Genomic DNA, 22994 nt, shown 5'->3' on the forward strand with positions numbered 1-22994 from the left:
CAAAGCTATTCTACGACGACGGGATGAAAAGCGCGCTCAACAAATCGATCGCCCACCATAAAGCGAGGCTGCGAAGGATGTATCCGTGCCACGACCTCATAATTAATCGTTCCCATCCATCCTGCCAACTGTTCCGCAGTAATCTGTTCCTCACCGTCTGCACCTAAGAGGGTCGCAACAGTGCCAACTTCAACATTAGGGATATGGGTAACATCGACCATAAACATGTTCATGCAAATGCGTCCTCTAATGGGCGATCGCGTTCCATTGATCAACACGTAACCCAAATTAGAGAGGCGGCGATCGTAGCCTTCGTGATAGCCCAGGGGCAAAACTGCAATCCGCATGGGATAAGTCGCCCGGAAGGTGCGCCCGTAGCTAACATATCCACCTACAGGCACCTCTTTAACTTGAACAACCCGCGATCGCCAGGATAGAACAGGCTGAAGGTTAGGCACAAAACCATCGCCTTCAGCTGCAGAAACCTGTAGAACCTTAGCATAAGTCTCTTTAGAAGGCCAGAGTCCATACGCTGCCAACCCGACCCGCACCAAAGAAGCATGGGTTTGGTTCCATAAAATAGTGGCGGCAGAGTTAGCAGAATGCACCATAGGCACTTCGAACCCAGCTTCTTTGAACAGATGATGAGCCTCTTGCAATTGCGCCAGTTGTTCCATAGCAAAGCGGTGATCGGTGGTATCTTCAATATCAGCATAGTGAGTTGCAATGCCTTCTAGCTCAATGCCTTCTAGCTGATTAACGAGTTGCGCCAGTTTAAGTGCATCTTTTGCCTGTAAGCCCTGCCGATGGGTGCCTGTCTCAATTTTGAGGTGAACGGGGACAGGATGCCCTATCTCTTGTCCAGCCTTTGCCAAAGCCAGCGCTACATCTGCATCGTAAAGCACAACTCTGGCACGGGTGGCTGCTACCAAGGGCGCTTGAGCCTTAGAAACATTCCCACAGATGTAGATGGGCGCTTCAAGATCTGCCTCTCGGAGGTGAACGGCTTCATAAGCAAAGTTGACAATGAGCCAGTCTGCACCTGCTGCAATGAACTCACGGGCACAAGCCGCCATACCATGCCCAAACCCATTGCTTTTGACGACAATGCCTAGCTTAACCTGACGACCCACTCGTTGGCGTAGAAGCTGGATGTTCGCTTGGATGGCGTGCCTAGAGATTTCACACCAAGAGGATTCTGTAGGGATGGTTTGGGAAAATTCTAGAGACATGGAGAATTGCTCTTGAGTGATAATACTGCTATGTTTTCTCAGCGCTTTACAGCTAACCCGTGTAGAAAATTCCTTTGAGGATTTCTTTGGGTTGAAGCTATTCAAAAAGGAGACTCAAAAAATGTCAAGTTTTATTTGGAAAGGTTTTTTGGCGATCGCTGTCATTATCCCTACGCTAGCGATCGGCTTTCCGGCTCTAGCCAATCTGCGGTTAGGCGACAGAGGCGAGGATGTTAGGGATTTGCAGGAAAGATTAAACATTAGCGCAGACGGAATCTACGGTCAGGATACAAAAGACGCTGTTTTGCTGTATCAAGCCGAGCAGGGTTTAACACGCGATGGTATTGCGGGCGAAGAGACGCTGAGGTCACTAGGGCTAAATCCCAATAGTCGTGGGGAGGTCTTTCTCGGCGCTCCTGGCTCTGAGAGTGAATCAGACGGGCCTTATCGAGTCGTCATTCCAGGCGATGATGAGGATAGGTTAGCGCGTGCCCGTCAGGTGGTTGGCGATGCGTTCATATCCTCAGACTCTCGGCGAGGAGACTATATTGACGCTGGCGGATACACCACTCGCGCTGATGCAGACGATGTTGCCCGTCAACTGCAAGATCGAGACCTGGATGCCCGTGTTGATTTTAGGAGAAATTAGTTGAGAAGATTGGATATTCCAAAAAACTCGCAGGCGGCATCTCTAACCATTAATGCTGTTGCGGGAGAAAGTAAAACGCCGTTGCGGTAGTGCCCAGTTGCTAAGAAAACATTGCCGTAGCCTGACATCGGCTCAATGATGGGAGCGGGGCGATTGTGGGGACGAGGACGTAACCCTGCCCAGGTTTGCAGGATGGTGCTATGGGCAAGAGCAGGATAGAGAGCGATCGCGCCTTCCAAAACTTTTTGAAGCAATCCCTCCTCTGCTACTAATTCTCCTGCTGGGTCGGGAAACTCTACAGTCGCTCCAATCCAATACTCACCTTGTCCAAGAGGCACGATATGAATATCGTTTCCATTAATGGCAGGGTGGAATGGGGGAGTCGATTGGCTAATTTTTAGGCGCAAGGCCTGTCCTAACACAGGAAGAATTTCAAGGGGCTGAGCGGCTGCGTGGGTTAGAGCAGTCGAGCCTAGCCCAGATGAAACAACGATCCAATCGGCAGAAATGCTTCCTATTTGAGTTTGTACTTGCCGACAAATCGGTGCGCCTTCTAAACTTTCTACTTTTGTATTGAACCGGAAAGTAACGCCATTTTTCTGCGCTGCCGCAACCAGGGCAAGGGTAAGAGCAGCAGGGTCAATTTGCAGATCTTGAGGGGAGTAGATGGCTCCAGTTAGGTGGAGAGGGTTGAGATATGGACAAACGGCGTTTAGCTCTGCCTCATTCCATCGTTCTAGGCACCAGCCTTGAGCATGGCGAGTTTCTATCAACGTTTCCCACCGAAACCAATCCTCTCCAGCAAAGCAGAGGCGGAGGATACCTTGTGGATTCCAAGGAATTTTTTGCCCGTTCACCACCTCTAACTCAGGAATTAGGGTGGCATAGCGGCGAATGCTGGTCTGTCGCAAGTTCCAAGCTCTGCCTTTGACTTTTTGGCTGATAATGCCCATGAGAACGCCCAAGGCGTCTCCAGTTGCGCCTTGGGCGGGAAGGGATTGGTCGAGGACAGTGATGGCAAAATTGGGAATACGACTAAGTTCGTAGGCGATCGCGGCTCCCACTATGCCACACCCAATCACCACAATGTTCCGGCTCATGCTTTGGGGCTCATTCTAAGAGGCTGAGGGCAGATATTTCAGATAAACCTCAAAGTCTTGTATCGCAGCATTGTAGTTCTTTAGCGCTTTAGAAGGATCACGCTCGGTCGCGGCTTCATCAATTTCATTGAGATGTCCAAACACGTCTTTAGCAGCAGCTAAAGCAGCAGTTTGAGTTTTTTCGGGGGCAAGCTTACGAGCTAAGCCCGCCATTTTAGTGCGAAGTTCGCCCAAATCGCCATGAATAAAAGAGCTAACTTCTGTCCAGTCTTCGGCTTGCACCTTCGCAGGGAGTTCAAGGAGGCGATCGCGCAGGGTATCAACGCCTGCTTTGTAGACTTGAATTTGCTCAAGTTGAGCATCGCTATACAAAGGCCCTTTTGCCACAGGAGCGCCACTACAGCTCACCAAGAAAACAGTAATTGCCGCCAAGGCAAGAGCCAGAATAGACCTAAAACGAAACATAAGCAGGGTTAAGGGCTAGAAGGACAAAATTTTGAAATCATCAGCGGATGACTCCTTAGATATTATCCCGTTTAGGGTGTGGTGGAGATAAGGGAGCCAGGTAGATTCAGAGCTTGGCTAGACCGTAGCTGTATTCATGGAGCAGAATTCATGGAGCAGAAGGAGACAGGTAGGATTCTTGATGATCGATGCCGCCGATGCGGGGGAGAGGCCAAAACCGGAATGCTGCCCGCCCAATCAGGTTTTGGCGAGGGACATAGCCCCAAAAATGGCTGTCGTAGCTGTTGTTACGGTTGTCGCCTAGAACGAGATAGGAGTCCTCAGGAACAGTTTCAGGGCCCCATCGATAGTTAGGCTTGGCGGCAATATAGTCTTCAAGCAAGGGCTGATTGTTAATAAAAACCTTTCCTTCTTTAACTTCTACTCGATCGCCAGGTAAGCCAATGACCCGTTTAATAAAAGCGTCCTTCTGTAACTCTGGGTTTTGTTGCTTAAGGCGATCGGGGGGCCAAAACACCACAATATCGCCCCGATTAGGAGGATGGAATAGGTAGCTCAACTTTTCAACCATGAGGCGATCGTTCACCTCCAGAGTCGGCATCATGGATTCAGAAGGAATATAGCGAGGTTCGGCAACAAACTGCCGAATGCCAAAAGCCAAAAGTAAGCTGATCCCTAAGGTCTTTGCAGCTTCGAGCCAGGAGTTTTCGGTCTTTTGACGAGAGGAGCGATCCGATTGTTCAGACACATCAAGGCTCATAAATTCATGAAGAAATGGATTTTGCAGAATTGCTATCCCAGGGTGTTACTGGAGTTATTCTTCTAAGTTGACCTACGGAGCCAGTGAACTGCTCGGTTTATCTAAGCTAGTAGACTGTTCAGTCTGACCCAGGGTTTCGTGGTCAACGTTGCCGATCCGGGTTGGGGGCCAGAATCGGAATGCCGCGCGCCCAATAATGTTTTGACGAGGAACATAGCCCCAGAAGTGACTATCGTAGCTATTGTTGCGGTTATCGCCCAAGACTAAATAGGAGTTGTCAGGGACGATTTCAGGGCCCCATTCATACTCTGGCTCAGCCTCAATATATTGTTCCTGCAAAGGCTGATCGTTGATGTAAACCTTTCCTGCTCTCACTTCTACCTTTTCTCCCGGCAAGCCAATCAGGCGTTTAATGAAGGCATCTTTGAGTTTGGGCTGTTGCTGTCTCAGGCGATCGTTGGGCCAAAACACGATGATGTCTTCCCGTTGGGGCGGCTGAACCAGATAGCTTAGCTTTTCGATGATGAGGCGATCGTTGATCTCTAAAGTCGGCACCATAGACTCGGAGGGAATATATCGTGCTTCAGCAACAAATTGCCGAATTCCCAGTGCCAGGAAAAGGCTAAGTCCGATTGTTTTTAAAGCTTCTACCCAAGAATTTTCATCTTTTTGATGAGGCGAAGGTTTTGTAGAGGATTGATCCTCATTAGGAACAGGCGGCAGAGAATTGTCGTTAGGTTCGGAGTGATTTGACATAGGTTACTTGAAACGATTCAGTTCCAGTCGAAAAACCCAGAACGGGACGACCAGTTTAACGTAAATAAGCTAGAACAATTTGTTGATGCGCCCTTTAGAGATACGCCACCTAGCTCTAACATAATAGAGGTTTATCCAAAGTGCAGACGTTTAATCTGTACAGCCCTCTCTTGATCAACTTACCTTCTACCTTTTACTTTTTTCCCTATGACTGTTCCTCACTTACTGATTCGTCATGCCCGCATCTTGTGCCCCAATGGCGAATTCCTACTGGGCGATGTTCAGATCAACGGACAAAAAATTACTCAGGTTGCACCCGCGATCGCGCTACAACCTGGAGCCATAGAGATTGACGCACAAGGTTTGACTTTGTTGCCGGGAGTGATCGATCCGCAGGTGCATTTTCGGGAACCTGGGCTGGAGTACAAGGAAGACTTGTTTACCGCGAGTTGTGCCTGCGCTAAAGGCGGGGTCACGTCTTTTTTAGAAATGCCCAATACGAAGCCTTTGACCACAACTCAGGCTGCGTTAGATGACAAACTTCAGCGTGCTGCTTCTAAGTGTCTGGTCAACTATGGTTTCTTCATTGGGGCGACAGCAGAGCATTTGCCCGACCTGTTAGAAGCTCATCCGACCCCTGGCATCAAAGTTTTTATGGGTTCGATGCATGGGGCGTTGTTGGTGGATCAGGAGTCTGCATTAGAACAAATTTTTGCGGAAGGGCAGCGTCTGATTGCGGTTCATGCCGAAGACCAAGCTCGCATCCGCGATCGCCGTACTCAATTTGCCAACCAAACCGACCCCGCTGTCCATTCTCAAATTCAAGATAACCAAGCTGCCCTCCTAGCCACTCAACTCGCGCTTAAGCTCTCAAGGCGTTACCAGCGACGGCTGCATATCCTCCACATGTCAACCGCCGAGGAGGCAAATTTGCTGCGCCAAGATAAGCCTGCTTGGGTCACTGCCGAAGTCACGCCGCAGCACTTATTACTTAACACCGATGCTTACCGAACCATCGGCGGATTGGCTCAAATGAACCCGCCCTTGCGATCGCCCCACGATAACGAAGTCCTTTGGCAAGCCCTAAAAGACGGCGTGATTGACTTTATTGCCACTGATCACGCGCCCCACACGCTAGAAGAGAAATCTCAGCCCTACCCCAATACGCCTTCAGGAATGCCCGGAGTAGAGACTTCTTTGCCCCTCATGCTGACCCAGGCAATGCAGGGAAAATGCACGATCGCTCAAGTTTCTCGCTGGATGTCTACGGCAGTCGCCCAGGCTTACCAAATTCCTAAAAAGGGGGCGATCGCTGCGGGATATGATGCTGACTTAGTTCTAGTTGATCTAGAAACCTATCGTCCTGTGCTTCGGGAAGAGCTACAGACTAAATGCGGCTGGAGTCCTTTTGAAGGTTGGAACCTCACCGGATTTCCAGTCATTACCTTTGTGGGAGGTCAAGTTGTGTACGATCGCGGTACCCTTCATACCGAAGTCCGCGGACGAGCACTGACATTTGAGACTACTGATGAGAGGGATAACTCCTAGCGCCTTACCAGCAGCGCTGTCCAAATTGTTGATGCGTCATAATGTTCAATGATTTCAACCTGATACCGAGTTGAGCCAGTCTCGTCTTTCAGCAAAATGTAGTCATGGCAGTGAACTCCATCCCGGTCTGCCGTCATGTAAATTTTGTGGTTCTCCTCAGCAGGACTCAAAAAGTAATGCCAGCCCAGAACCTGCTGAGTGTAGTTATGAGTTTTCTCTGGGCGCTGTCTTTTCACTCCAAAGCCCAAAAAAATAAAAGTAAGCGCGAAACTAACAATACTAATATCCATAGAACTCTATGAAGTTTCAACACTTACTAATCTGAGTCCTTATCTAGACTTTAGACTAACGCTATGTTACCTGAACTTACCCGAACTTATATGTGGCTATAGAGACTAATATGGCTTAACTTCCCCAATTTTGGCTGACAATTCCTGACCACTGCACTTTCTTTTGGCGATCGCGGCGATAGGAAAAGAAATATTCAGGGGTCTGGTAGGTGCAATAAGGAGCGATCGAAACCTGCTCAGCCCGAATTCCCACTCGCTCAAGCTGCAACGCATTGACCCGTCGCACATCAAGCCTAACCCGCCCAGGCTGGGGATCGGGCAAAATAGGAGACTGGGGTATTTGCTGAGCGGCTGCCAAAATCGCCTCAGTCTCAGTCCCTGCTTTGGGGAAAAGCGAGGCAGTGACTTGAGCCGCCACAGTTGTAGAAACTTGATAGACTTCCCCAGCGATCGCTGGCCCCAGGGCAATTCGGAGATTGGCTAGCTGGCTTCCTTGAGTGATTAAGCGATCGATCGCCCGAGGCACAATTTCTGCCGCTGTCCCTCGCCATCCTGCATGAACCGCTGCTACCGTCCCTGTCGCCATATCCGCAATCAAGACTGGCGTACAATCGGCGCTGCAAGCCCAGACCGCCTGACTTTTCTGCTCTGTGACTAGCCCATCAGCTTCTGATAAATCTGATAAAGAAGATTCGTCCCGACTCGGTGGCTTTTCTAGTTCTGATGGGCTCAGGACGACATTGCCATGAACCTGCTTGACTCGATAAACCTGAGCCGTGGGCTCAAGGATTTGCACAAGCTCTCCCGGAGCACGCGCCCAGAACTGTTGTGTGAAGAACCCATGAGGAAAGTCTTCTAGAAGAGCACAGGTTAAGTAGGGAAGAGTTTGCCAGGTTTGCCAGTGCCAAGTGTTCATACGGATAGAGCGTAAAAGATTAAAGACAACCGACTGAATCATTCGTACAGAGAGCAATGTTTGACAAGGCGCAATATTTGCGGCATGAAACTAGATTTAATCTATTGGAGCTATATTGACTTTGTGATATCAGTCTTTAGAATCAAAAGCTGATAATGAATGGCTACAAAGATTCTAGAATCATCCTGAAAAGGTAAAACTAGGAGTGTACCAAGCAGTAGAACGAGACGATTGATAAAACTAGCGGGTTAAGATAGCAAATGAGAAAGCGGTTTACTCACCCAGATTAGGTCAGTGAAGATGCTGTAAAGCCTTAAGGGTAGCTGATGTTACAATCACGTAGCCTTAGGATAATGATAGTTAGGAACATTCATCTGGTTAAATTAGTCAATGGATGCAGCAATTTTTTGCCCAACGGCACTAGAGTGGCGCTGCAACTTTAGAATTCATCTCAGGGTAACCTCGATCGCCCGAACATTTTCTGGTAAGACGCAGTCATGACTCAAAGACCTGATTCAAAACGGATATCTCACCGCTTCTTTAGCCAACGGACACTGCTGGCAAGCGGACTCAGTTGTCTCAGCGGCATGAGTTTTATGGGTTCGGCTGGGATGGTTGTAGCTCAGACTTCACCCCCCTCAGAAATACCCGTTGTCCCAAGCGCTCACGATCTCCTAGAGGCTGCTCCTCCAACCCCAATTCCTGCTGTTGCCCCGATTTCTTCTATTGCCGTGGAGCCGCAACCCTCCCCACCTGAAGAAATCGCACCGGAGGCGATCGCGGCTCCATCCCCTGCTGCTCAGCCAGTAGAGCCTGGTAATTCTGAGCCAGTCAGTGCCGAGGCACCCCTAGTTTCTCCAGATCTAGCTGAAAAAGCAAAGGCTTTGGGCAACAACTACATTGACTCTACGCCTTATGATGTGGGCGCAACTACTTACGAGGCACCAAGTGCGATCGTCCTTTCTGAGCGGTCTTCGGGGTGTCAAGCCGTGGTGAACAAGGGAGACGTTGCTCCTGGAAGCATTTGTGCCAAACTTCAAAATAACTCCATAGCCCAATCATCCGAGGGTGCTCCAGCCTATTCTGGTGGCTACACCTCAGTCAGCGTGGGTTCCGTTAGCCTCAGTTCTTACGGCGTTGGACTTTCAGGACGCACGACTCCCTCTGGCAGAGATTACTATAACCTCACCTCTCGTCCTCCGGCAAAGCTGGGTAATGGCAACATTGGGATGCTGTTTCCTCTTTCAATCCCAGCAGTCATTACCTCAGCTTTCGGTTGGCGCATCCACCCTATTTTTGGTGAAAGCCGCTTCCACTCTGGCAGTGATATAGGGGCAGAGCAAGGTACTCCAGTGCTTGCTGCTTTTGCAGGGAAGGTTGAGCTTGCTGACTTTATGGGCGGGTACGGATTGGCTGTAGTGCTAAGACATAACAAAGATACTGAAGAAACCCTTTATGCTCACCTATCTGAGCTATTTGTGAAGCCTGGAGAGGTTGTGAAACAGGGTGAAGTAATTGGTCGAGTAGGAAGCACTGGAAATTCAACAGGGCCTCATCTCCACTTTGAGTTTCGTCAACAAAGCTCAGATGGCTCCTGGGTTACGATGGATCCAGGGCAAGCGCTGGAGTTTTCTCTAGCGAAGTTTGTGACTAACCTCCAACTTGCTCAAACTAAGAAACCGTTGGTAGCTCAGGTTGTTGATCCTCTCCAGCGGCTTAAGGTTGTTCTTCAAGAAGCAAAACAGGCACAGTTTGTTAAAAAGAATACTCAGATAGAGGGAACTGCTCGGACGATCGTAAACCCTAACCTGAAGAGATAGATTGTTCTCTCGGAGTTCTTGAAGGCGACTATTAAAGAAGGTGCGTTTGATTTTAAGATCAAACGCACCTTCTTTCGTACTACTTCTTTTGTGCTAAGTGTGGATTGAAAGTGCTAAGTGTTTATTGAATCGCAGTTTTAAGTAGCACCGATGATTTCATTAGGATGATTTTATTCTAAAAATTTGGTGATTTATTCTAGAAATCTGGTGATAGAAGCGCATCACAGTAGACAACCAAGAGATGAAGACGATCGCCCATCATGACCCATCGTTGCTCACGGGTTGCAGGTTGACGAGCCGATTTTAAGAACATCAAGTCTATACTGAGCAATCGTAACTGCTTATCAATTTCAGTTTGATAAGATTGAGTTTTCACCCCTAGCTCCTCATCGACCTCACTGCTTCTCTGCTGTACCTTCAAAAATATTTCCTGGAACTTGGCTACATCTTGCCGACGAACCGCGATCGCTTGCAGTTGGGCAACCTGTTGTCGGATGTCTTCGTAGTACTGGCGGTGTTTTTCCATTAACCTGTCTTTGCTGTTCTTTGCCCTTCGCAGTTCACTTTCTAAAGTTAGACCTCCTTTCATCAGATTGTTTGACCCGCACAGGGCTTGCTAGAGCCATAAATTATCGATAGAGGAAGAGATTGTAACTAGGAACACCTAAAATTTGATAGTATTTTTAACAATCTAGGCGATCGCAGTTCATGACCCAACTGCTTGAGGCACCCTAAATCATTAAATAATTTTTTATTTATCTTTTGAGGTTATGTCCGAGCTTTAACGTTGTTATCTCTGGAAGGTTTACCGAGGTCGTACTTCCAGATTATTTTCAAATTGCCTACGGGCTAGATCAAGTATTATTGCAAACACTACTCCTTCGGATATTCCTATGGTCTCTGTGCTCAAAAGCATGAATTCATCTGCTTCACCGACGCTCCCGACCGATATCACATTGCCTGATTGGCTGAAGGAGTGTTTAATCAATCAGCGATCGCCCCTAAGCTGCGCAGGTTCAGATGGCTTACCTTCAGATGTTTCGCTAGTCTGCCAAGCGTTTGACTTTGCTTACTGTCTACACGAAGGTCAATTCCGCGCTTCTGGAGAACCTTACATTGCCCATCCTGTTGCCGTTGCTGGATTACTCCGGGAATTAGGCGGCAGCGCTGACATGATGGCAGCAGGATTTTTGCATGATGTGATTGAAGATACAGACGTAACTGCTGAAGAAATCGAACGCCGTTTTGGGGCAGGCGTTCGGCAGTTAGTAGAAGGCGTGACCAAGCTCTCTAAACTCAACTTTTCCTCTAAAAAAGATCAACAAGCAGAAAATTTTCGTCGCATGTTTTTGGCAATGGCAAAAGACATTCGGGTGATTGTGGTCAAGCTTGCCGATCGCCTTCATAACATGCGAACATTGGAGCATTTGAACGATGAAAAGCGCTGTCGCATTGCCCTAGAAACCCGTGAGATCTTCGCTCCCCTGGCAAATCGCTTGGGGATTGGTCGTTTAAAGTGGGAACTAGAAGACCTGGCGTTCAAATACCTGGAGCCAGAGTCTTATCGAGAAATGCAAGGATTGGTGACGGGCAAACGTACTGAGCGCGAAGAACGCCTGGCTCAGGTTGGAGAAATGCTGCGCGATCGCCTCACCCAACTCGGCATCAAATGCCACGATATCAACGGTCGCCCTAAGCACCTCTATGGCATTTACCAAAAAATGCAGAAGCAGCAGAAAAGCTTCAAAGATATTTATGATGTCGCGGCTATCCGCATCATTGTTGAAACCAACGATGAATGCTACCGTGCCCTAGCCGTTGTTCACGATGCCTTCCGCCCCATCCCAGGTCGCTTTAAAGACTACATTGGTTTGCCCAAGCCCAACCGTTATCAGTCCCTTCATACCGTCGTGATTGGCACTTCTGGTCGTCCTATCGAAGTGCAAATTCGCACCTTAGAAATGCATCAAGTGGCAGAATACGGCATTGCTGCCCACTGGAAATATAAGGAAACAGGCGGCTCTGTTGCCAAAGTCACGACTGAAGACGAGAAATTCACTTGGCTTCGTCAGCTTGTGGAGTGGCAAAGCGATATGAAAGATGCTCAGGAATATATGCAGGGCATCAAAGATAACTTATTCGATGCTGAGGTTTACGTCTTTACGCCCAGCGGTGATGTTTTTGCCCTTAGTCAAGGCGCAACCCCTGTGGACTTTGCCTATCGCATCCACACTGAGGTAGGCAATCACTGTGCAGGCGCAAAGGTCAATGAGCGGATGGTGACCCTGGGCACGCCGTTAAAAACAGGGGATATTGTCGAAATTATTACCCAAAAAAATTCTCGTCCTAGCCTTGATTGGCTCAATTTTGCCGTTACAACCAGCGCTCGTAACCGGATTCGGCAGTGGTATAAGCGATCGCACCGCGATGAAAATATTCTACGGGGGCGAGAAATGCTGGAAAAAGAGTTGGGGAAAAGCGGTTTTGAAGCCCTCCTCAAGTCCGAACCAATGCAGGCTGTTGCCGAACGCTGTAACTATTCATCCGCTGAAGATCTTTTAGCCGCAGTTGGCTATGGCGAAGTTACGCTTAACCTGGTTTTGAACCGCATCCGGGAAGCAATCAAAATTCGTCAACCGATCGCCCCCGCTCCTAGCAACAGCGCCTTAGCCAGTACGCTTCTCCCCACCGCTTCTGCGCCTGCGTCTTTGCCCAGTAGCCGCTCTAAAGATTCTCCTATTATTGGCGTTGAAGGCTTGCTGTATGGACTGGCTGGCTGTTGCAATCCGGTTCCGGGCGAACCCATTATTGGAGTCGTAACTCTGAGTAGCCGAGGCATTTCTATTCATCGGCAGGGCTGCCATAACACCGACGCGATTCCGGGCGATCGGCTGATCCCGGTTCGTTGGAATGATAAAAACCTTCAGAACCATCGTCCACCCACCTACCCTGTAGAATTGCAAATCGAAGTCATCGATCGAGTTGGCGTTCTCAAAGACGTGCTCTCTCGCCTGAGCGACTACAACATTAACGTCCGCAGCGCCCAGGTTAAAACCTTCCCAGGTCAAACCGCTACCATTAGCCTCGGCATTGATGTGGTTGACCACGAGCAGCTTGAGCGCACCTTCACCCAAATTCGTAAAATGAGCGATATTTTGAAGCTTAAACGGTTGAACCAAGTTGAAGAAGTCTAGAAGACGGCTAAGCGTTGCCTTTACCCATGCGTTTCTGCCGAGGATTTCTTGAGCGAGATTTTTTAGTAGGCAAATGAGTTTGAGTCTCTTTCATCATGCTAAACCCGTTCCAGCCCACTATTAAGTAGCCCACCGCTAGCACAAAACTAATGGATGTAATCCGCAGTCGAGCACGACGCATTTCTCCTTGAAGACTCAATTTTGCTTGACCTTGCCGCTCTTCAATTTGCTTGATGCCAGTCGCCCGTGCTTTTGCGACTTCTGCCTCCAACAGCTTCGGATCATTTTTAACGCGATCGAGCGTTTCTTTCAAGTCCTGAAGCTGGGCTTTATCGGCTGCGACAACCTGGTCATTCTGTAGTTCTGCATCCAGCCTTGCCGCTTCCTCACTGTTCGACAGCAAGGCATTGACCTGACCTTGCCGCATCGTCAACTGTCGCTCTAACTGTTGGGCCGCCGTCTCCACCTCCTTGTTAATCTCCTGGGTAGAAGCCGCACTGACTAAGCGATTGCTGTTAAAGTACAGCGGCGTGAACAGCAGAAACATGACTCCCAACCCAGATGCCATCAGCACCGCTGAAGTTAGAAGCTTCCGAGCAGACCCCTGATTAATGGAGTCATCCATCCACATGCCCCAGAACAATAGCGCCAAACCCAGCAGGGGAACCACTCCACGCCCTACAAATTGATCAATCAGGTTGGCAAGCCATGCGTTGTTTAGAAAGTTAGGCGGAAAAGCAAGGGTCAGGTAGTCAATGATGATGCCTAAAATGAGCACTGCGCCTGCAAATTTGAGGAGATGGGAGACATTGGAAGAGGAATGGCTTTCTGCTGGCATGGGGAAGGGGAATAACAGAACTCATTCAGGATTCCCCGAAAATTTCTACACGCATCACCTGCGCTTGGTTTACTGAATAGATTTGAGCAGAGAGCTTATTGCAAACGACAGGTCTTGCGATCGCGCTCATACGCCTCATCTTGCCAAGAAAATGCAAAATGGCTGACTGCATCAATGGGGGGGGACATCTGCTGAAGCGTTAACATTTGCCACTCTAACGGCGGATGCTCATTGAACCAGGCTCCCCAGGTTCCTGCCAAAGCCGGAATCACCTGAGTTCCAGGCGGAGCCTTCGCCATGACGCGCTGAATTTCTGCCACGATACAACTCATATCACCACAGGTTGAATACGCCATCGGATGCCATTCCATGGCACTTGGAAACTGATCCCAGGGCTGTAACCTCGCGTCATAACTTTGCGCACCAATCGTTTGATTACCATTTGGAAAGAATACGGCTCCGGCAGGAATTCCTCGCTGCTGCACTGGCAAAGCTGCCATGGATAGAAAGTCGAGCACGCCCTGAAACGCATGGGCAATACTTAAATACCAGAGTTGGTTTTGTAGCTGACCCTGGGTTAGAGGTGCGGGAGAAGGGAGTTGCCCTTGCCAAAGAGGCTCTTTGTTTTGATCATACTGAGACGCGATCGCCGTCATTTCTGTGGTAGAGACAAAGCCTTGAGCCAAGTACCGCCGAATCAATTCTCGTCCTCTGTCATTTTGGGCGCGTTGCGAGAGTGCTTCCTGGGAAGCGCTTCCGTAAATCCATAAATCTTGCACTTTGCTGGCGATCGTGTTGCCGCCTGTTCCTCTGGGGTAACGCAAATAGTCAAATAAGACTCCGTCGGGCTGTCGGTTCAATATGGCTTGGACTAGCGTAGCGTAGTCCCGCTGAGCCTGAGGGCTGTAGGGATCAACAAACGTTTCGTTAGAAGCGATGGCTCCTGTCGGGGTCACATCTGGGCTACCAAGGCTAAGACTAGTCTGTCCTCGTCCGTTACGCGCCAATGTCTGCTCGGCATCAGGGCGCAAGCTATAGGTGTAGCCAAAGTTGAGGGCAAACATCCAACTATAGACCTTGATGCCTCTGGCACGCCCTTTGGCGATCGCTTCTGCCAATAAATCTCGCCTCTCATATCCAGGCTGCCATAATACCGAAGACCAGGCTGTTGGATTATCTTGGCTGGGCAGCAACACCTGTCCATCTGAAAAAACTTCTAGATAGACTTGGTTGTAACCCTGGCTCAGAATGCGATCGAAGATCTCATCTAGTTTTCCAGGACGAACATCACAAGGGTAAAGGCGGAGCCAAATAGCTTGAGTTTGGGGCCAATTTTGGCTGCGACAATTGCGAAGTTGATCAGCGAGTTGTCGCTGCTGATCGCGGTATTCGGCTTGGGCGATCGCATCATCTTCGCCCTGAACTGCCACGTGCCGCAGAGTCGAGAGTTGGGCGATCGCCTCATTTGACACCTGGCAAGCAGAAAGGGTCTGTGCTGCTCTAACGCTGCTGGGGGTATTTAACCCCATCACCATAATCCACAAGTTGCAGTAAAAAAGAGAGCGTAAGCCAGACAGAAAATTTACAGATTTCATGAACAATCTAGTTATTCTTTTCGCACTCATATCTTGCTCTATAGACCCACTTACGGGCAGGCTTTCTCACGAATCATCATGAATCATAAAGTTAAGCCCATTCCATTCACCTAAAACTCTCCTGATCAAGGTGTTCCTAGGTTGAAAACATTCTCTATAAGTTTAAAGATTTCATCTCACCGCTGACTTCAAATGCCTTTGTACCGTAGCTTCCCAAGCATCTTCACTTCATCAGGGAACTCTCAACGTTCTAAAACGTCTTCTAAGCATAAATACGCAAAGCTCAGGAAGAAAAACATCTTCGACACTGAGGTTTTTGGGTAGCAAAAAGAATAGCTGTGTCAGTGCAAATACTTAGCACACAAAGAGAAGATACATACTGTCCGTGCAGGAACTTTATATAAGCCGCTCCTTGTTCAAAGATTAGGCAAACTCCCTGCAAAAACCATATTTCTCTTAAGAAGCGAACTTACATTTTAGATAACAACACCTTTAGATCGAAAGCCCACATCTAAGTCTTAGTTGACCTGTTAAGGAGCTTGCAGCTTGTGATTACGACATCCCAATTCCTACGCCAATCGTCACTGGCAACGCCTATGATGGCTTATTCTACCAACAAAACGTCTTTAACACCTTTAATGCAGGTGCATCCTTCCGTACACAGTAAGACTAAGCGCTTGATTGATATTTTGGGTGCAGGGGTGGGTCTAGCCATTACAGGGCTCATCTTGCTTCCCATTGCGATCGCCATTCAACTCGATAATCCAGGCTCAGTATTCTATCGCCAAGTCCGCTGTGGACTTAATGGTCGAACTTTCAAAATCTGGAAATTCCGTTCCATGGTTACCGAAGCCGATCGCCTCAAACACCTAGTCACTAACGAAGCCAAAGGGTTAATTTTCAAAAACCAAAACGATCCACGTATTACTCGTGTTGGTCGTTTCTTGCGCCGCACTAGCCTAGATGAGTTTCCTCAATTCTGGAACGTTCTCAAAGGCGAAATGAGCTTAGTTGGAACTCGTCCTCCCTCAGTTGATGAAGTCATGCAATATCAACAGCATCATTTTCAACGTTTAACAGTTAAGCCGGGCATGACAGGCGAATGGCAAGTCAACGGTCGCTCTAATGTCGAAGACTTCGAGAAAATTGTTGAAATGGACTTGGACTACCAAAAAAAGTGGTCATTGGGCTATGACCTTAGGCTGATTTTGAGAACACTTCAAGTCATCTTCAACAAGAAAGGAGCTTACTAAGCTTACTAATTGGCTTAGCTCTCTTCTCAAATAAAGCAAGCTTGTACAAGCCCCTTCTCTTATCGCAAGAGAAGGGGCTTTAATTTAAGCTATTGCCTTAAATCTAAGCTATTGCTCCATAAGTCCCCGTCAAAGATTAAGCAGAGGTCTTTTTCTATAACGAGTCTTGTACTCTATCCCATCTTCCAGCGCTGCGCTGCCTCTGCAATTCGTTTGCCGTAGTTTTGTGCTGTCAGCAAATCGCCCTGATGAACCTCTGCAGGTTTACCTGTCATATCAGGAGGACTCTGCCCCATCACGCCCGCATAAGACCCTAAACGATTGACGGCATCAGGTGCGTCAGAGTATTGGTTGGCATCAGCGTTACCCACCCAGACCATACAATGCTGCATTGCATTAGTCATGAGGTATAAAAGTGTGCCCTGCTTATCGCCACTGGGAGAACCAGAATGAGTAAAGCCCCCCGCAACTTTGTCTTTCCACCCTTGCGTGAACCAAACGCTTGAAGCCGCATCAATAAAAGCTTTGAACTGAGCCGCCACGCCGCCCATGTAAGTGGGTGAACCAAAGATAATTGCATCGGCTTGATGCAACTTTTGCAGCATTTCGTCATTGTGCCAGCGCCCTTGGGTAATTTGGTCGCCAGTGATCCGCAGCACTTCAACAGCAGTGTTGGAAGCTTGTTTAGCTCCGGCAGCAACGGCTTCAGCCATTAAATGAGTGTGTCCGTTGCCAGAGAAATAAATAATCGCAACGTTAGTCATAAAAATTGGGTGGGATAGAAGTGACTGCTCGATACTAGCAGACGGAAGAGATGACAAGATTGTCCTAAAAAGCAGATCCTTTGAACTTACGAAACTTATGTTTCTAGCTTGCTTTATTTTGAAAAGAAAGTTTTAGTAGTTTATTAACTTATTAAACAAACTAAATGGACTTAGATGAGATAGATTCCAAAGTTATTCAATATCTTATGACCCACGGACGAATAACTTGGGCAGAACTGGCGGGTGCTCTGGAATTATCTGCTCCAGCAACTGCCGATCGCGTTCGCCGATTGGAAGAGCGACAGGTGATCAGGGGTTACACAGCTTTGGTAAATCCAGAGGCGATCGGCTATCCGTTAACGGCATTAATTGCAGTTACGCTAGAAAAACCCAAATACCGTGCCCCGTTCCTCAAAAAGGTTGAGCAACTTCCCGAAATTCAGGAATGCCATCACGTCACGGGAGACGACGACTATTGGCTGAAGGTGCGCTGTCAAGATACCCACGATTTAGAACGGCTTATTAGTGATGTCAAGGAGCTTCCTGGCATTTTAAGAACACGCACCACGATCGTGCTTTCCACAGTGAAGGAAACGACGGTATTACCCCTTAAAAAGCAGGTGTAAGAATGCTGATTTTTTTGCAGGGGTTGATGCTAGGTTTCTTGATTGCTGCGTCTGTAGTCCCCATTGGAATTCTTTGCATTCGACGGAGTTTAACGTTAGGACGGACGGCAGGTTTACTAACCGGACTAGGAGCAGCAACGGCAGATGGATTTTATGGCTTTGTCGCAGCATTTGGACTGACATTTCTCTCTGATTTGCTGGTCAGTCAGGCGTTTTGGCTGCGTATTATTGGGGGGCTATTTCTTTATTATTTGGGAGTCAAGACCTTTTTGACGAAACCTGTTGAAGAAAATTCTACGGGGCTAGAAATGCGAAGGACTTATGTTTCACTTTATACCTCTACTATTTTTTAACCCTAACGAACCCCATGACAATTTTGATGTTTGCCGGAGTGTTTGCCGGATCGGGGCTGGCAGCAACAAGCGATTATGCTATTGCCGCTGTTTTAGTGACAGGTGTGTTCATGGGATCGGCTTTATGGTGGTTTCTTCTCAGTTTTGGGGCAAGCTTGTTTCGCACAAAAGTTAATGCGCCAAGCCTACGCAGCTTGAATAGAATCTCTGGTTTGATCCTTTTGAGCTTTGGTCTCATTGCGCTCTATTCGTTGGGTTAAGCAGGTATTAAAATGTTGAATCGATTTGCAGGGCGGCAACCAATGCGGCGCTTGTTGGGAGAGCGATGGCTGGTCTTTGCGCTTTCTTTGGTCTTTGCGTTTTTCTTGATTAATGTAGGTAGCTCGGTTGTGCCCGTAATTGCCCAAACGCCCCTTGACCAACTGCAAAAACAACAAAGTGACTTAGAGCGACAGAGATCAACAGTTACTGAGCAGCGCGATCGCATTCAACGACAAGAAGCCTCTGCCCAAACGAAGCTAGGCGGCATTCAGATCCGAATTAAAGCAACTACCGCACAAATTTCTGCCAACGAGAAGAAGCTGCAAAACGCCAGTCAGCGCCTCAACAAACTGCAAATCAACTTAGCCAGCGTAGAGGCAGGCTATCAGCAAAAACAGTTTGCCACCATTGCCCGGCTCAAATTTCTTCAGCGTCAGCAGCATGTCCAAGGTTGGGCAGTTTTATTACAAAGTCAAAACTTGAACGAATTTCTCGATCGCCGCTATCAGATCCAGCAAGTTTACAAGGGCGATCGCCAAACCCTAGTCACCCTCAAAGCCCAGTCCAACAAAATTGAAACCCAACGGCGAGCGGTGTCCACTCAAAAAAACACCGTTGCCTTGCTTACTCAAGAACTACTCGCCCAAAAGTCTGAATTCCAAGCAGAAGCAGATACTCAGAAGACCAACATTGATCGTCTTAAGCAAGATCAGGGTGCCTTAGAAGCCGCCGAAGAACAGCTTTCTAGAGACTCTGAAAATATTGCTGCCCTTATTCAACAACGGCTTGCCGAACAATCCCGTAGCAACATTGCGGCAGTGCTTCCTAGCACAGGCTTGATGGGCTACCCCTCTAATGGCCCTATTACCAGTCCGTTCGGCGATCGGATGCACCCAATTTTAGGCTACGTTCGCTTTCATTCAGGCTTAGATTTTGGGGCAGATTACGGGAGTCCCATTTTCGCTGCACAATCTGGAACTGTGATTTTGGCTGGCTGGTATGGCGGCTATGGACAAGCTGTCCTAATTGATCATGGCGGTGTCACAACGCTCTATGGGCATAGCAGCGAGCTTTACGTAGCAGAAGGCGACACAGTGCAGCGTGGACAGGCGATCGCCGCCATCGGCTCTAGCGGACTATCGACAGGACCCCACCTCCATTTTGAAGTCCGGGTCAGCGGCGAACCCGTTAACCCCATCAGCTACTTTTAAATACTACAGATAAACTTACGACCGTAAATTTATCTGTAGTATTTTGAAGTTTTGATTGAGGCTAAGAGCCAAAATTGTCTATGCCATTGCCGGGAAAGACTGGCAAATCATTTCCGCAATCCGACGACCATTCCGTGCGCCTTCACGAGCATCGAACTCCCAGTGAACTCCCAGGTACACGCGGCTGAGAATGTTTTCTTCAATGGCTTTGGGAATGGTCAATTTGGGATTGTAACGAGTACGCACCGCACCACCTCTGCCAACGCTTTCACCGTTGAGTTCGTCGGAGACTAGCTCAAACTCAAAGTCATCGGGTAAGCATAAGAAGATCTGGGTCAGGTGCATTGCTGTAGTACCAAAGGTGGCGTGCCCCGATGGATATGCGGGGAAATTTGGCGTAACAGACGGGCTGTCAGGCTGGTTGGTGCGGGGTGCTCCCAGTGGCATCCAGTCAGGATCGCCCTTGGTGCAGGAATTGCCGTCGCCTATGCCGGTAGGCCCCCAGCCTTCGTCGGCTTCCCGAATACCGACAATAGGTCGCCAGAAGTTGTAGGTATACTTTTCGTGCCAGCATTGAATCCCTGCGTCTGCCATTGCCACGTTGATCATGGCAAATAGTTTGGCGTTCTGTTCTTCGGTAGCGTTCGCTTTCATGGCGATCGCCCGTACCACCTGGTTATACAAGCGAGGGGGAACTCCAATATTGCGCGCACCATCATATGCCCAGTACAAACCAATGGTGGTTTCTCCAGGTGTACGACTGCCGCCTTGATCTCGTCCTTTGTCATAGACCTGATTGTAATCAGTCTTGTACTCTACCGAATCAAGAGTAGGCGGGGGTGTACCGGGAACCTTCTCGATCAAATTGTTAATCCCAAAAGGCTTAACGTTGCCCCACAGAGGTCCCAAGAACCCTTGGGTAACATTGACAGGATCAGGGCGATGTTTTCCAGGTAAAGGACTAGGAACATAAGCATTGTCAGGAGCATCGGAACCATCCTTGTCACGAGCTACTAGCATTTTGCTGGCGACAATTCTACCCCAAACTATTCCAGCTTCTACTTGAGCAGCGTCGGCGTTCAGCATCACCAAAAATTCTTGATGCTCCTTTAAGAAGGAGTCTTTTTGGTTGCTAAACAGGGCAATCAAAGTATATGTTGCTGCCGTTGCTGCTGCCACTTGCGCTACCAAAAGCTCAGAACTAGTAGGCTTTTCAAAGGTTTCGTACTGGAGATAAGTTGAGCCAGATACTACGCCCGCGTAGGCATCGTACATTGCCAAATGAACGATCGCCAACGCCCGTGAGTTGCGAGTAGGGCCACCTTGTTGAGGCATCATCTTGTCGGTGGGTTCTTTGGTCGAAAAGTCTACTTTTGATGCGTCGAGCGCCACTTGATTCCAAAATAAGATGGAGTCAGTCATAAATAAAATCCTCTTATGGGTTGTCGGGGGCATTGTGCGATCGCCTAATCCCGATATTCATAAGGTATTCTGCTGAATTAGGAAGTCACAGTACACAAGAGGGTGAAAACGCTCTATTAACATCCAAATTAACCAAAAGATGATGGTGCATTAGAAATATTGATTTAAATTGCAAAGTCTAGATGCCTCCTATTTTTCTGAGTAACGCGTCAACACATCTAGGGCACCACCGTAGTCATTTGCTCAAGTCGTGCCATAATCGATCGGCTCTCGCATGGAATTCAGTTATGGTTCAAGCCCTTCATCTGGTCGAAAATAGTTCAACACCGCTACCCAGAACCTTTGCTGGCGATTTGGGCGATAATACCGAACTTAACTTTGAGCTACCTGACCCCCAAGACGATCAGGTTTCAGATTATGATTTTCAGCAGCAAATCGAAACTGCCTGGCAGGTGTGCGATCGCTTTGATCTACAGACCGAAATTTGGCGCGGCAGAATTCTACGAACTGTGCGCGATCGCCAAAAACGCGGCGGCGATGAGCGAGGCGCAGGTTTTTTGAAATGGCTCCAAGATCGAGAAATCAGCAAAAGTCAGGCTTACTCGTTGATCGAATTAGCCAACAGTGCTGACGCGCTGCTACAAAGTGGAATGCTAGAAGTTGAAGATGTGAAGCACTTCAGCAAACGAGCCTTTGTTGAAACTGCGCAGGCATCTCCCGAAGTTCAGCAATTAGTTAGCGAAGCCGTGCAACGGGGCGATCGCATGACCCGCCGCGATGTCCGTCAGCTTTCTGACGAATGGACAGCAGTCACCTCTGACCTTTTGCCTATAGAAATTAAGGAAAAAGCTGCGAACCATAGTGTGCCTGCCCGCTACCTAACTCCGCTCGTTAAGGAAATGGCAAAACTTCCTGAATCCCACCAAAACTTCTTGCGATCGGAAATTGCAGAGAATCCTGAGATCGAAACTGTTAAGCAGGTAACCGCCGAAGCCCATTATTTGGCAAAGTACTTAACCGCCGCTACGCAAGTCCAAATCTTCAACCACGAGTCCATAGACTTAGAAGCCGCTCTAGAAGAAGCGCTGAGGCTGGGATGTTTGAGCAGCACGGCTGATTTGGTCAATAATGCTTCGCAGTTAGAGCAAACCGCCGCCAAGCTCTACACTACCTGGAAACGGTTAAATACTCTTGCTGAGCGCGTCTTTGTTGACAGCGGTGAGAGTACACCCCATTTGCGATCGCTCCTTTCTTGCTTAGCTCCTTTAACTAACAACACAATCGAAGTCAACCTTGGAGAAGAAGGCACAGTCTTTTCCCATCCTATTCGCCTCAAAATATTGACAGACGACAGCGAAAGCTAAAAGCTAAAGAGATGCCCCTGATATTCATAGCGTTGATGAAGGGGGCAGCCTGCCCTCTAGGCGATCGCCCTAACCTAATTTATGCACCTCCCCTCCTTCCTCTGGCTCTGGCGTATTGCTGCCTGGTCAATGGGTTTTTCCCTCTTTGCCTACTTGCTCTTGGCGACTTCTGGCTCCTGGCTCTTTCTGAGCCGTCGTAATAGCCAACCTCGCCCTAAGTGGCTGCGCCCCGCTCACTATATTGTGGGTGGCACAATGGTCACGCTTGTTGTGCTGCTGATGGTGATTGGACTGGTCGGCACCCTGGGCTACTATGGCAACCTAGGACATTCAGCCCACTTGCCTGCTGGATTGGTGGTGGTGGCTCTAACGTTGCTCTCTGCCTGGAGTTCTACCCAAATTAGCCCTAAGCGTCCTTGGGCACGATCGCTTCACATCGGCACAAACCTGGCGCTCTTTCTGGGCTTTACCACTGTGACTTTAACAGGCTGGACAATTGTTCAAAAGTACTTACCTTAATCAAACTCACGCTAAATTAAGGACAACCTTCTCCTCCTTTCATTGTGTCATCTTCTAT

Annotated in this window: 21 protein-coding genes and 1 pseudogene; 10 read left to right on the plus strand and 12 right to left on the minus strand. The window is 48.5% G+C overall.

Features of this window, described 5'->3' with window-relative positions; genetic code table 11:
• Window positions 1-5 precede the first annotated feature (5 nt).
• Window positions 6-1232, minus strand: a complete 1227-nt coding sequence (gene alr / locus KME11_18340; GenBank protein ID MBW4517170.1) for an alanine racemase — start codon at window positions 1230-1232, stop codon at window positions 6-8.
• A 121-nt stretch (window positions 1233-1353) separates the two neighbouring features.
• Between alr and KME11_18345 the strand changes: the two genes are divergently transcribed.
• Window positions 1354-1881: a peptidoglycan-binding protein gene (locus KME11_18345; GenBank protein ID MBW4517171.1), complete on the plus strand. Its 528-nt coding sequence runs from the start codon at window positions 1354-1356 to the stop codon at window positions 1879-1881.
• Here the strand turns inward: KME11_18345 and KME11_18350 are convergent.
• From KME11_18350 to lepB (KME11_18365), 4 genes are all read right to left on the minus strand, one after another.
• Window positions 1878-2981, minus strand: a complete 1104-nt coding sequence (locus tag KME11_18350; protein ID MBW4517172.1) for an FAD-binding oxidoreductase — start codon at window positions 2979-2981, stop codon at window positions 1878-1880. The genes KME11_18345 and KME11_18350 overlap by 4 nt on opposite strands.
• Before the next feature lie 15 nt (window positions 2982-2996).
• Window positions 2997-3446: a photosystem II protein PsbQ gene (gene psbQ, locus KME11_18355; GenBank protein MBW4517173.1), complete on the minus strand. Its 450-nt coding sequence runs from the start codon at window positions 3444-3446 to the stop codon at window positions 2997-2999.
• A gap of 148 nt (window positions 3447-3594) precedes the next feature.
• Window positions 3595-4206: a signal peptidase I gene (gene lepB / locus KME11_18360; protein ID MBW4517174.1), complete on the minus strand. Its 612-nt coding sequence runs from the start codon at window positions 4204-4206 to the stop codon at window positions 3595-3597.
• Window positions 4207-4278: 72 nt separating this feature from the next.
• On the minus strand, window positions 4279-4962 hold the full coding sequence (gene lepB, locus KME11_18365) for a signal peptidase I (protein MBW4517175.1): 684 nt from the start codon (window positions 4960-4962) through the stop codon (window positions 4279-4281).
• 207 nt (window positions 4963-5169) lie between these two features.
• Here lepB (KME11_18365) and KME11_18370 point away from each other — a divergent pair, with 207 nt between their 5' ends.
• Window positions 5170-6510 (plus strand): dihydroorotase, encoded by a 1341-nt coding sequence (locus KME11_18370; GenBank protein MBW4517176.1) that lies wholly within the window; start codon window positions 5170-5172, stop codon window positions 6508-6510.
• On the opposite strand, the gene KME11_18375 is transcribed toward KME11_18370, so the two are convergent.
• Window positions 6507-6800: a hypothetical protein gene (locus KME11_18375; protein MBW4517177.1), complete on the minus strand. Its 294-nt coding sequence runs from the start codon at window positions 6798-6800 to the stop codon at window positions 6507-6509. The genes KME11_18370 and KME11_18375 overlap by 4 nt on opposite strands.
• A gap of 115 nt (window positions 6801-6915) precedes the next feature.
• The gene (gene pgeF / locus KME11_18380) at window positions 6916-7716 is read right to left on the minus strand and encodes a peptidoglycan editing factor PgeF (GenBank protein MBW4517178.1); all 801 of its coding nucleotides are present in this window, start codon (window positions 7714-7716) and stop codon (window positions 6916-6918) included.
• Window positions 7717-8327: 611 nt separating this feature from the next.
• On the opposite strand from pgeF, the gene KME11_18385 reads away from it, so the two are divergent.
• Window positions 8328-9536, plus strand: coding sequence for a peptidoglycan DD-metalloendopeptidase family protein (locus tag KME11_18385; protein ID MBW4517179.1), 1209 nt, complete (start codon window positions 8328-8330; stop codon window positions 9534-9536).
• Window positions 9537-9732: 196 nt separating this feature from the next.
• Here KME11_18385 and patD read toward each other — a convergent pair whose 3' ends face one another.
• Window positions 9733-10062 carry a heterocyst frequency control protein PatD gene (gene patD, locus KME11_18390; GenBank protein MBW4517180.1) on the minus strand — a complete coding sequence of 110 codons (330 nt, stop codon included), beginning with the start codon at window positions 10060-10062 and terminating at the stop codon, window positions 9733-9735.
• 388 nt (window positions 10063-10450) lie between these two features.
• Here patD and KME11_18395 point away from each other — a divergent pair, with 388 nt between their 5' ends.
• Window positions 10451-12730 (plus strand): bifunctional (p)ppGpp synthetase/guanosine-3',5'-bis(diphosphate) 3'-pyrophosphohydrolase, encoded by a 2280-nt coding sequence (locus KME11_18395; GenBank protein ID MBW4517181.1) that lies wholly within the window; start codon window positions 10451-10453, stop codon window positions 12728-12730.
• Window positions 12731-12737: 7 nt separating this feature from the next.
• Here KME11_18395 and KME11_18400 read toward each other — a convergent pair whose 3' ends face one another.
• The gene (locus KME11_18400) at window positions 12738-13568 is read right to left on the minus strand and encodes an HpsJ family protein (protein ID MBW4517182.1); all 831 of its coding nucleotides are present in this window, start codon (window positions 13566-13568) and stop codon (window positions 12738-12740) included.
• A gap of 95 nt (window positions 13569-13663) precedes the next feature.
• Window positions 13664-15163 (minus strand): family 10 glycosylhydrolase, encoded by a 1500-nt coding sequence (locus KME11_18405; protein ID MBW4517183.1) that lies wholly within the window; start codon window positions 15161-15163, stop codon window positions 13664-13666.
• Between the two features lie 596 nt (window positions 15164-15759).
• Between KME11_18405 and KME11_18410 the strand changes: the two genes are divergently transcribed.
• Complete coding sequence (locus KME11_18410; GenBank protein MBW4517184.1) at window positions 15760-16416, plus strand: sugar transferase; 657 nt, start codon at window positions 15760-15762, stop codon at window positions 16414-16416.
• 173 nt (window positions 16417-16589) lie between these two features.
• On the opposite strand, the gene KME11_18415 is transcribed toward KME11_18410, so the two are convergent.
• Window positions 16590-17180 (minus strand): flavodoxin family protein, encoded by a 591-nt coding sequence (locus KME11_18415; GenBank protein ID MBW4517185.1) that lies wholly within the window; start codon window positions 17178-17180, stop codon window positions 16590-16592.
• A gap of 164 nt (window positions 17181-17344) precedes the next feature.
• Here KME11_18415 and KME11_18420 point away from each other — a divergent pair, with 164 nt between their 5' ends.
• The 3 genes and pseudogenes from KME11_18420 (at window position 17345) to KME11_18430 (ending at window position 19631) form a co-directional block, all read left to right on the plus strand.
• Window positions 17345-17806, plus strand: a complete 462-nt coding sequence (locus tag KME11_18420) for an Lrp/AsnC family transcriptional regulator (protein ID MBW4517186.1) — start codon at window positions 17345-17347, stop codon at window positions 17804-17806.
• A gap of 2 nt (window positions 17807-17808) precedes the next feature.
• A pseudogene (locus KME11_18425) lies at window positions 17809-18419 on the plus strand (LysE family translocator).
• 42 nt (window positions 18420-18461) lie between these two features.
• Window positions 18462-19631, plus strand: a complete 1170-nt coding sequence (locus tag KME11_18430) for a peptidoglycan DD-metalloendopeptidase family protein (GenBank protein ID MBW4517187.1) — start codon at window positions 18462-18464, stop codon at window positions 19629-19631.
• A 78-nt stretch (window positions 19632-19709) separates the two neighbouring features.
• Here the strand turns inward: KME11_18430 and KME11_18435 are convergent, their stop codons facing one another.
• Complete coding sequence (locus tag KME11_18435) at window positions 19710-21053, minus strand: hypothetical protein (protein MBW4517188.1); 1344 nt, start codon at window positions 21051-21053, stop codon at window positions 19710-19712.
• Window positions 21054-21406: 353 nt separating this feature from the next.
• Between KME11_18435 and KME11_18440 the strand changes: the two genes are divergently transcribed.
• Window positions 21407-22417: a hypothetical protein gene (locus KME11_18440; GenBank protein ID MBW4517189.1), complete on the plus strand. Its 1011-nt coding sequence runs from the start codon at window positions 21407-21409 to the stop codon at window positions 22415-22417.
• A gap of 81 nt (window positions 22418-22498) precedes the next feature.
• On the plus strand, window positions 22499-22936 hold the full coding sequence (locus tag KME11_18445; GenBank protein MBW4517190.1) for a DUF4079 domain-containing protein: 438 nt from the start codon (window positions 22499-22501) through the stop codon (window positions 22934-22936).
• Window positions 22937-22994 lie beyond the last annotated feature (58 nt).

This window comes from Timaviella obliquedivisa GSE-PSE-MK23-08B, from assembly GCA_019358855.1.
Lineage (GTDB): Bacteria > Cyanobacteriota > Cyanobacteriia > Elainellales > Elainellaceae > Timaviella > Timaviella obliquedivisa.

Bases quoted from the DNA above. Each gene is read 5' to 3' on its own strand.
- alr (MBW4517170.1), bottom strand. From the start codon at position 1,232: ATGTCTCTAGAATTTTCCCAAACCATCCCTACAGAATCCTCTTGGTGT.
- KME11_18345 (MBW4517171.1), top strand. From the start codon at position 1,354: ATGTCAAGTTTTATTTGGAAAGGTTTTTTGGCGATCGCTGTCATTATC.
- KME11_18350 (MBW4517172.1), bottom strand. From the start codon at position 2,981: ATGAGCCGGAACATTGTGGTGATTGGGTGTGGCATAGTGGGAGCCGCG.
- psbQ (MBW4517173.1), bottom strand. From the start codon at position 3,446: ATGTTTCGTTTTAGGTCTATTCTGGCTCTTGCCTTGGCGGCAATTACT.
- lepB (MBW4517174.1), bottom strand. From the start codon at position 4,206: ATGAGCCTTGATGTGTCTGAACAATCGGATCGCTCCTCTCGTCAAAAG.
- lepB (MBW4517175.1), bottom strand. From the start codon at position 4,962: ATGTCAAATCACTCCGAACCTAACGACAATTCTCTGCCGCCTGTTCCT.
- KME11_18370 (MBW4517176.1), top strand. From the start codon at position 5,170: ATGACTGTTCCTCACTTACTGATTCGTCATGCCCGCATCTTGTGCCCC.
- KME11_18375 (MBW4517177.1), bottom strand. From the start codon at position 6,800: ATGGATATTAGTATTGTTAGTTTCGCGCTTACTTTTATTTTTTTGGGC.
- pgeF (MBW4517178.1), bottom strand. From the start codon at position 7,716: ATGAACACTTGGCACTGGCAAACCTGGCAAACTCTTCCCTACTTAACC.
- KME11_18385 (MBW4517179.1), top strand. From the start codon at position 8,328: ATGGTTGTAGCTCAGACTTCACCCCCCTCAGAAATACCCGTTGTCCCA.
- patD (MBW4517180.1), bottom strand. From the start codon at position 10,062: ATGGAAAAACACCGCCAGTACTACGAAGACATCCGACAACAGGTTGCC.
- KME11_18395 (MBW4517181.1), top strand. From the start codon at position 10,451: ATGAATTCATCTGCTTCACCGACGCTCCCGACCGATATCACATTGCCT.
- KME11_18400 (MBW4517182.1), bottom strand. From the start codon at position 13,568: ATGCCAGCAGAAAGCCATTCCTCTTCCAATGTCTCCCATCTCCTCAAA.
- KME11_18405 (MBW4517183.1), bottom strand. From the start codon at position 15,163: ATGAAATCTGTAAATTTTCTGTCTGGCTTACGCTCTCTTTTTTACTGC.
- KME11_18410 (MBW4517184.1), top strand. From the start codon at position 15,760: ATGATGGCTTATTCTACCAACAAAACGTCTTTAACACCTTTAATGCAG.
- KME11_18415 (MBW4517185.1), bottom strand. From the start codon at position 17,180: ATGACTAACGTTGCGATTATTTATTTCTCTGGCAACGGACACACTCAT.
- KME11_18420 (MBW4517186.1), top strand. From the start codon at position 17,345: ATGGACTTAGATGAGATAGATTCCAAAGTTATTCAATATCTTATGACC.
- KME11_18430 (MBW4517187.1), top strand. From the start codon at position 18,462: ATGCGGCGCTTGTTGGGAGAGCGATGGCTGGTCTTTGCGCTTTCTTTG.
- KME11_18435 (MBW4517188.1), bottom strand. From the start codon at position 21,053: ATGACTGACTCCATCTTATTTTGGAATCAAGTGGCGCTCGACGCATCA.
- KME11_18445 (MBW4517190.1), top strand. From the start codon at position 22,499: ATGCACCTCCCCTCCTTCCTCTGGCTCTGGCGTATTGCTGCCTGGTCA.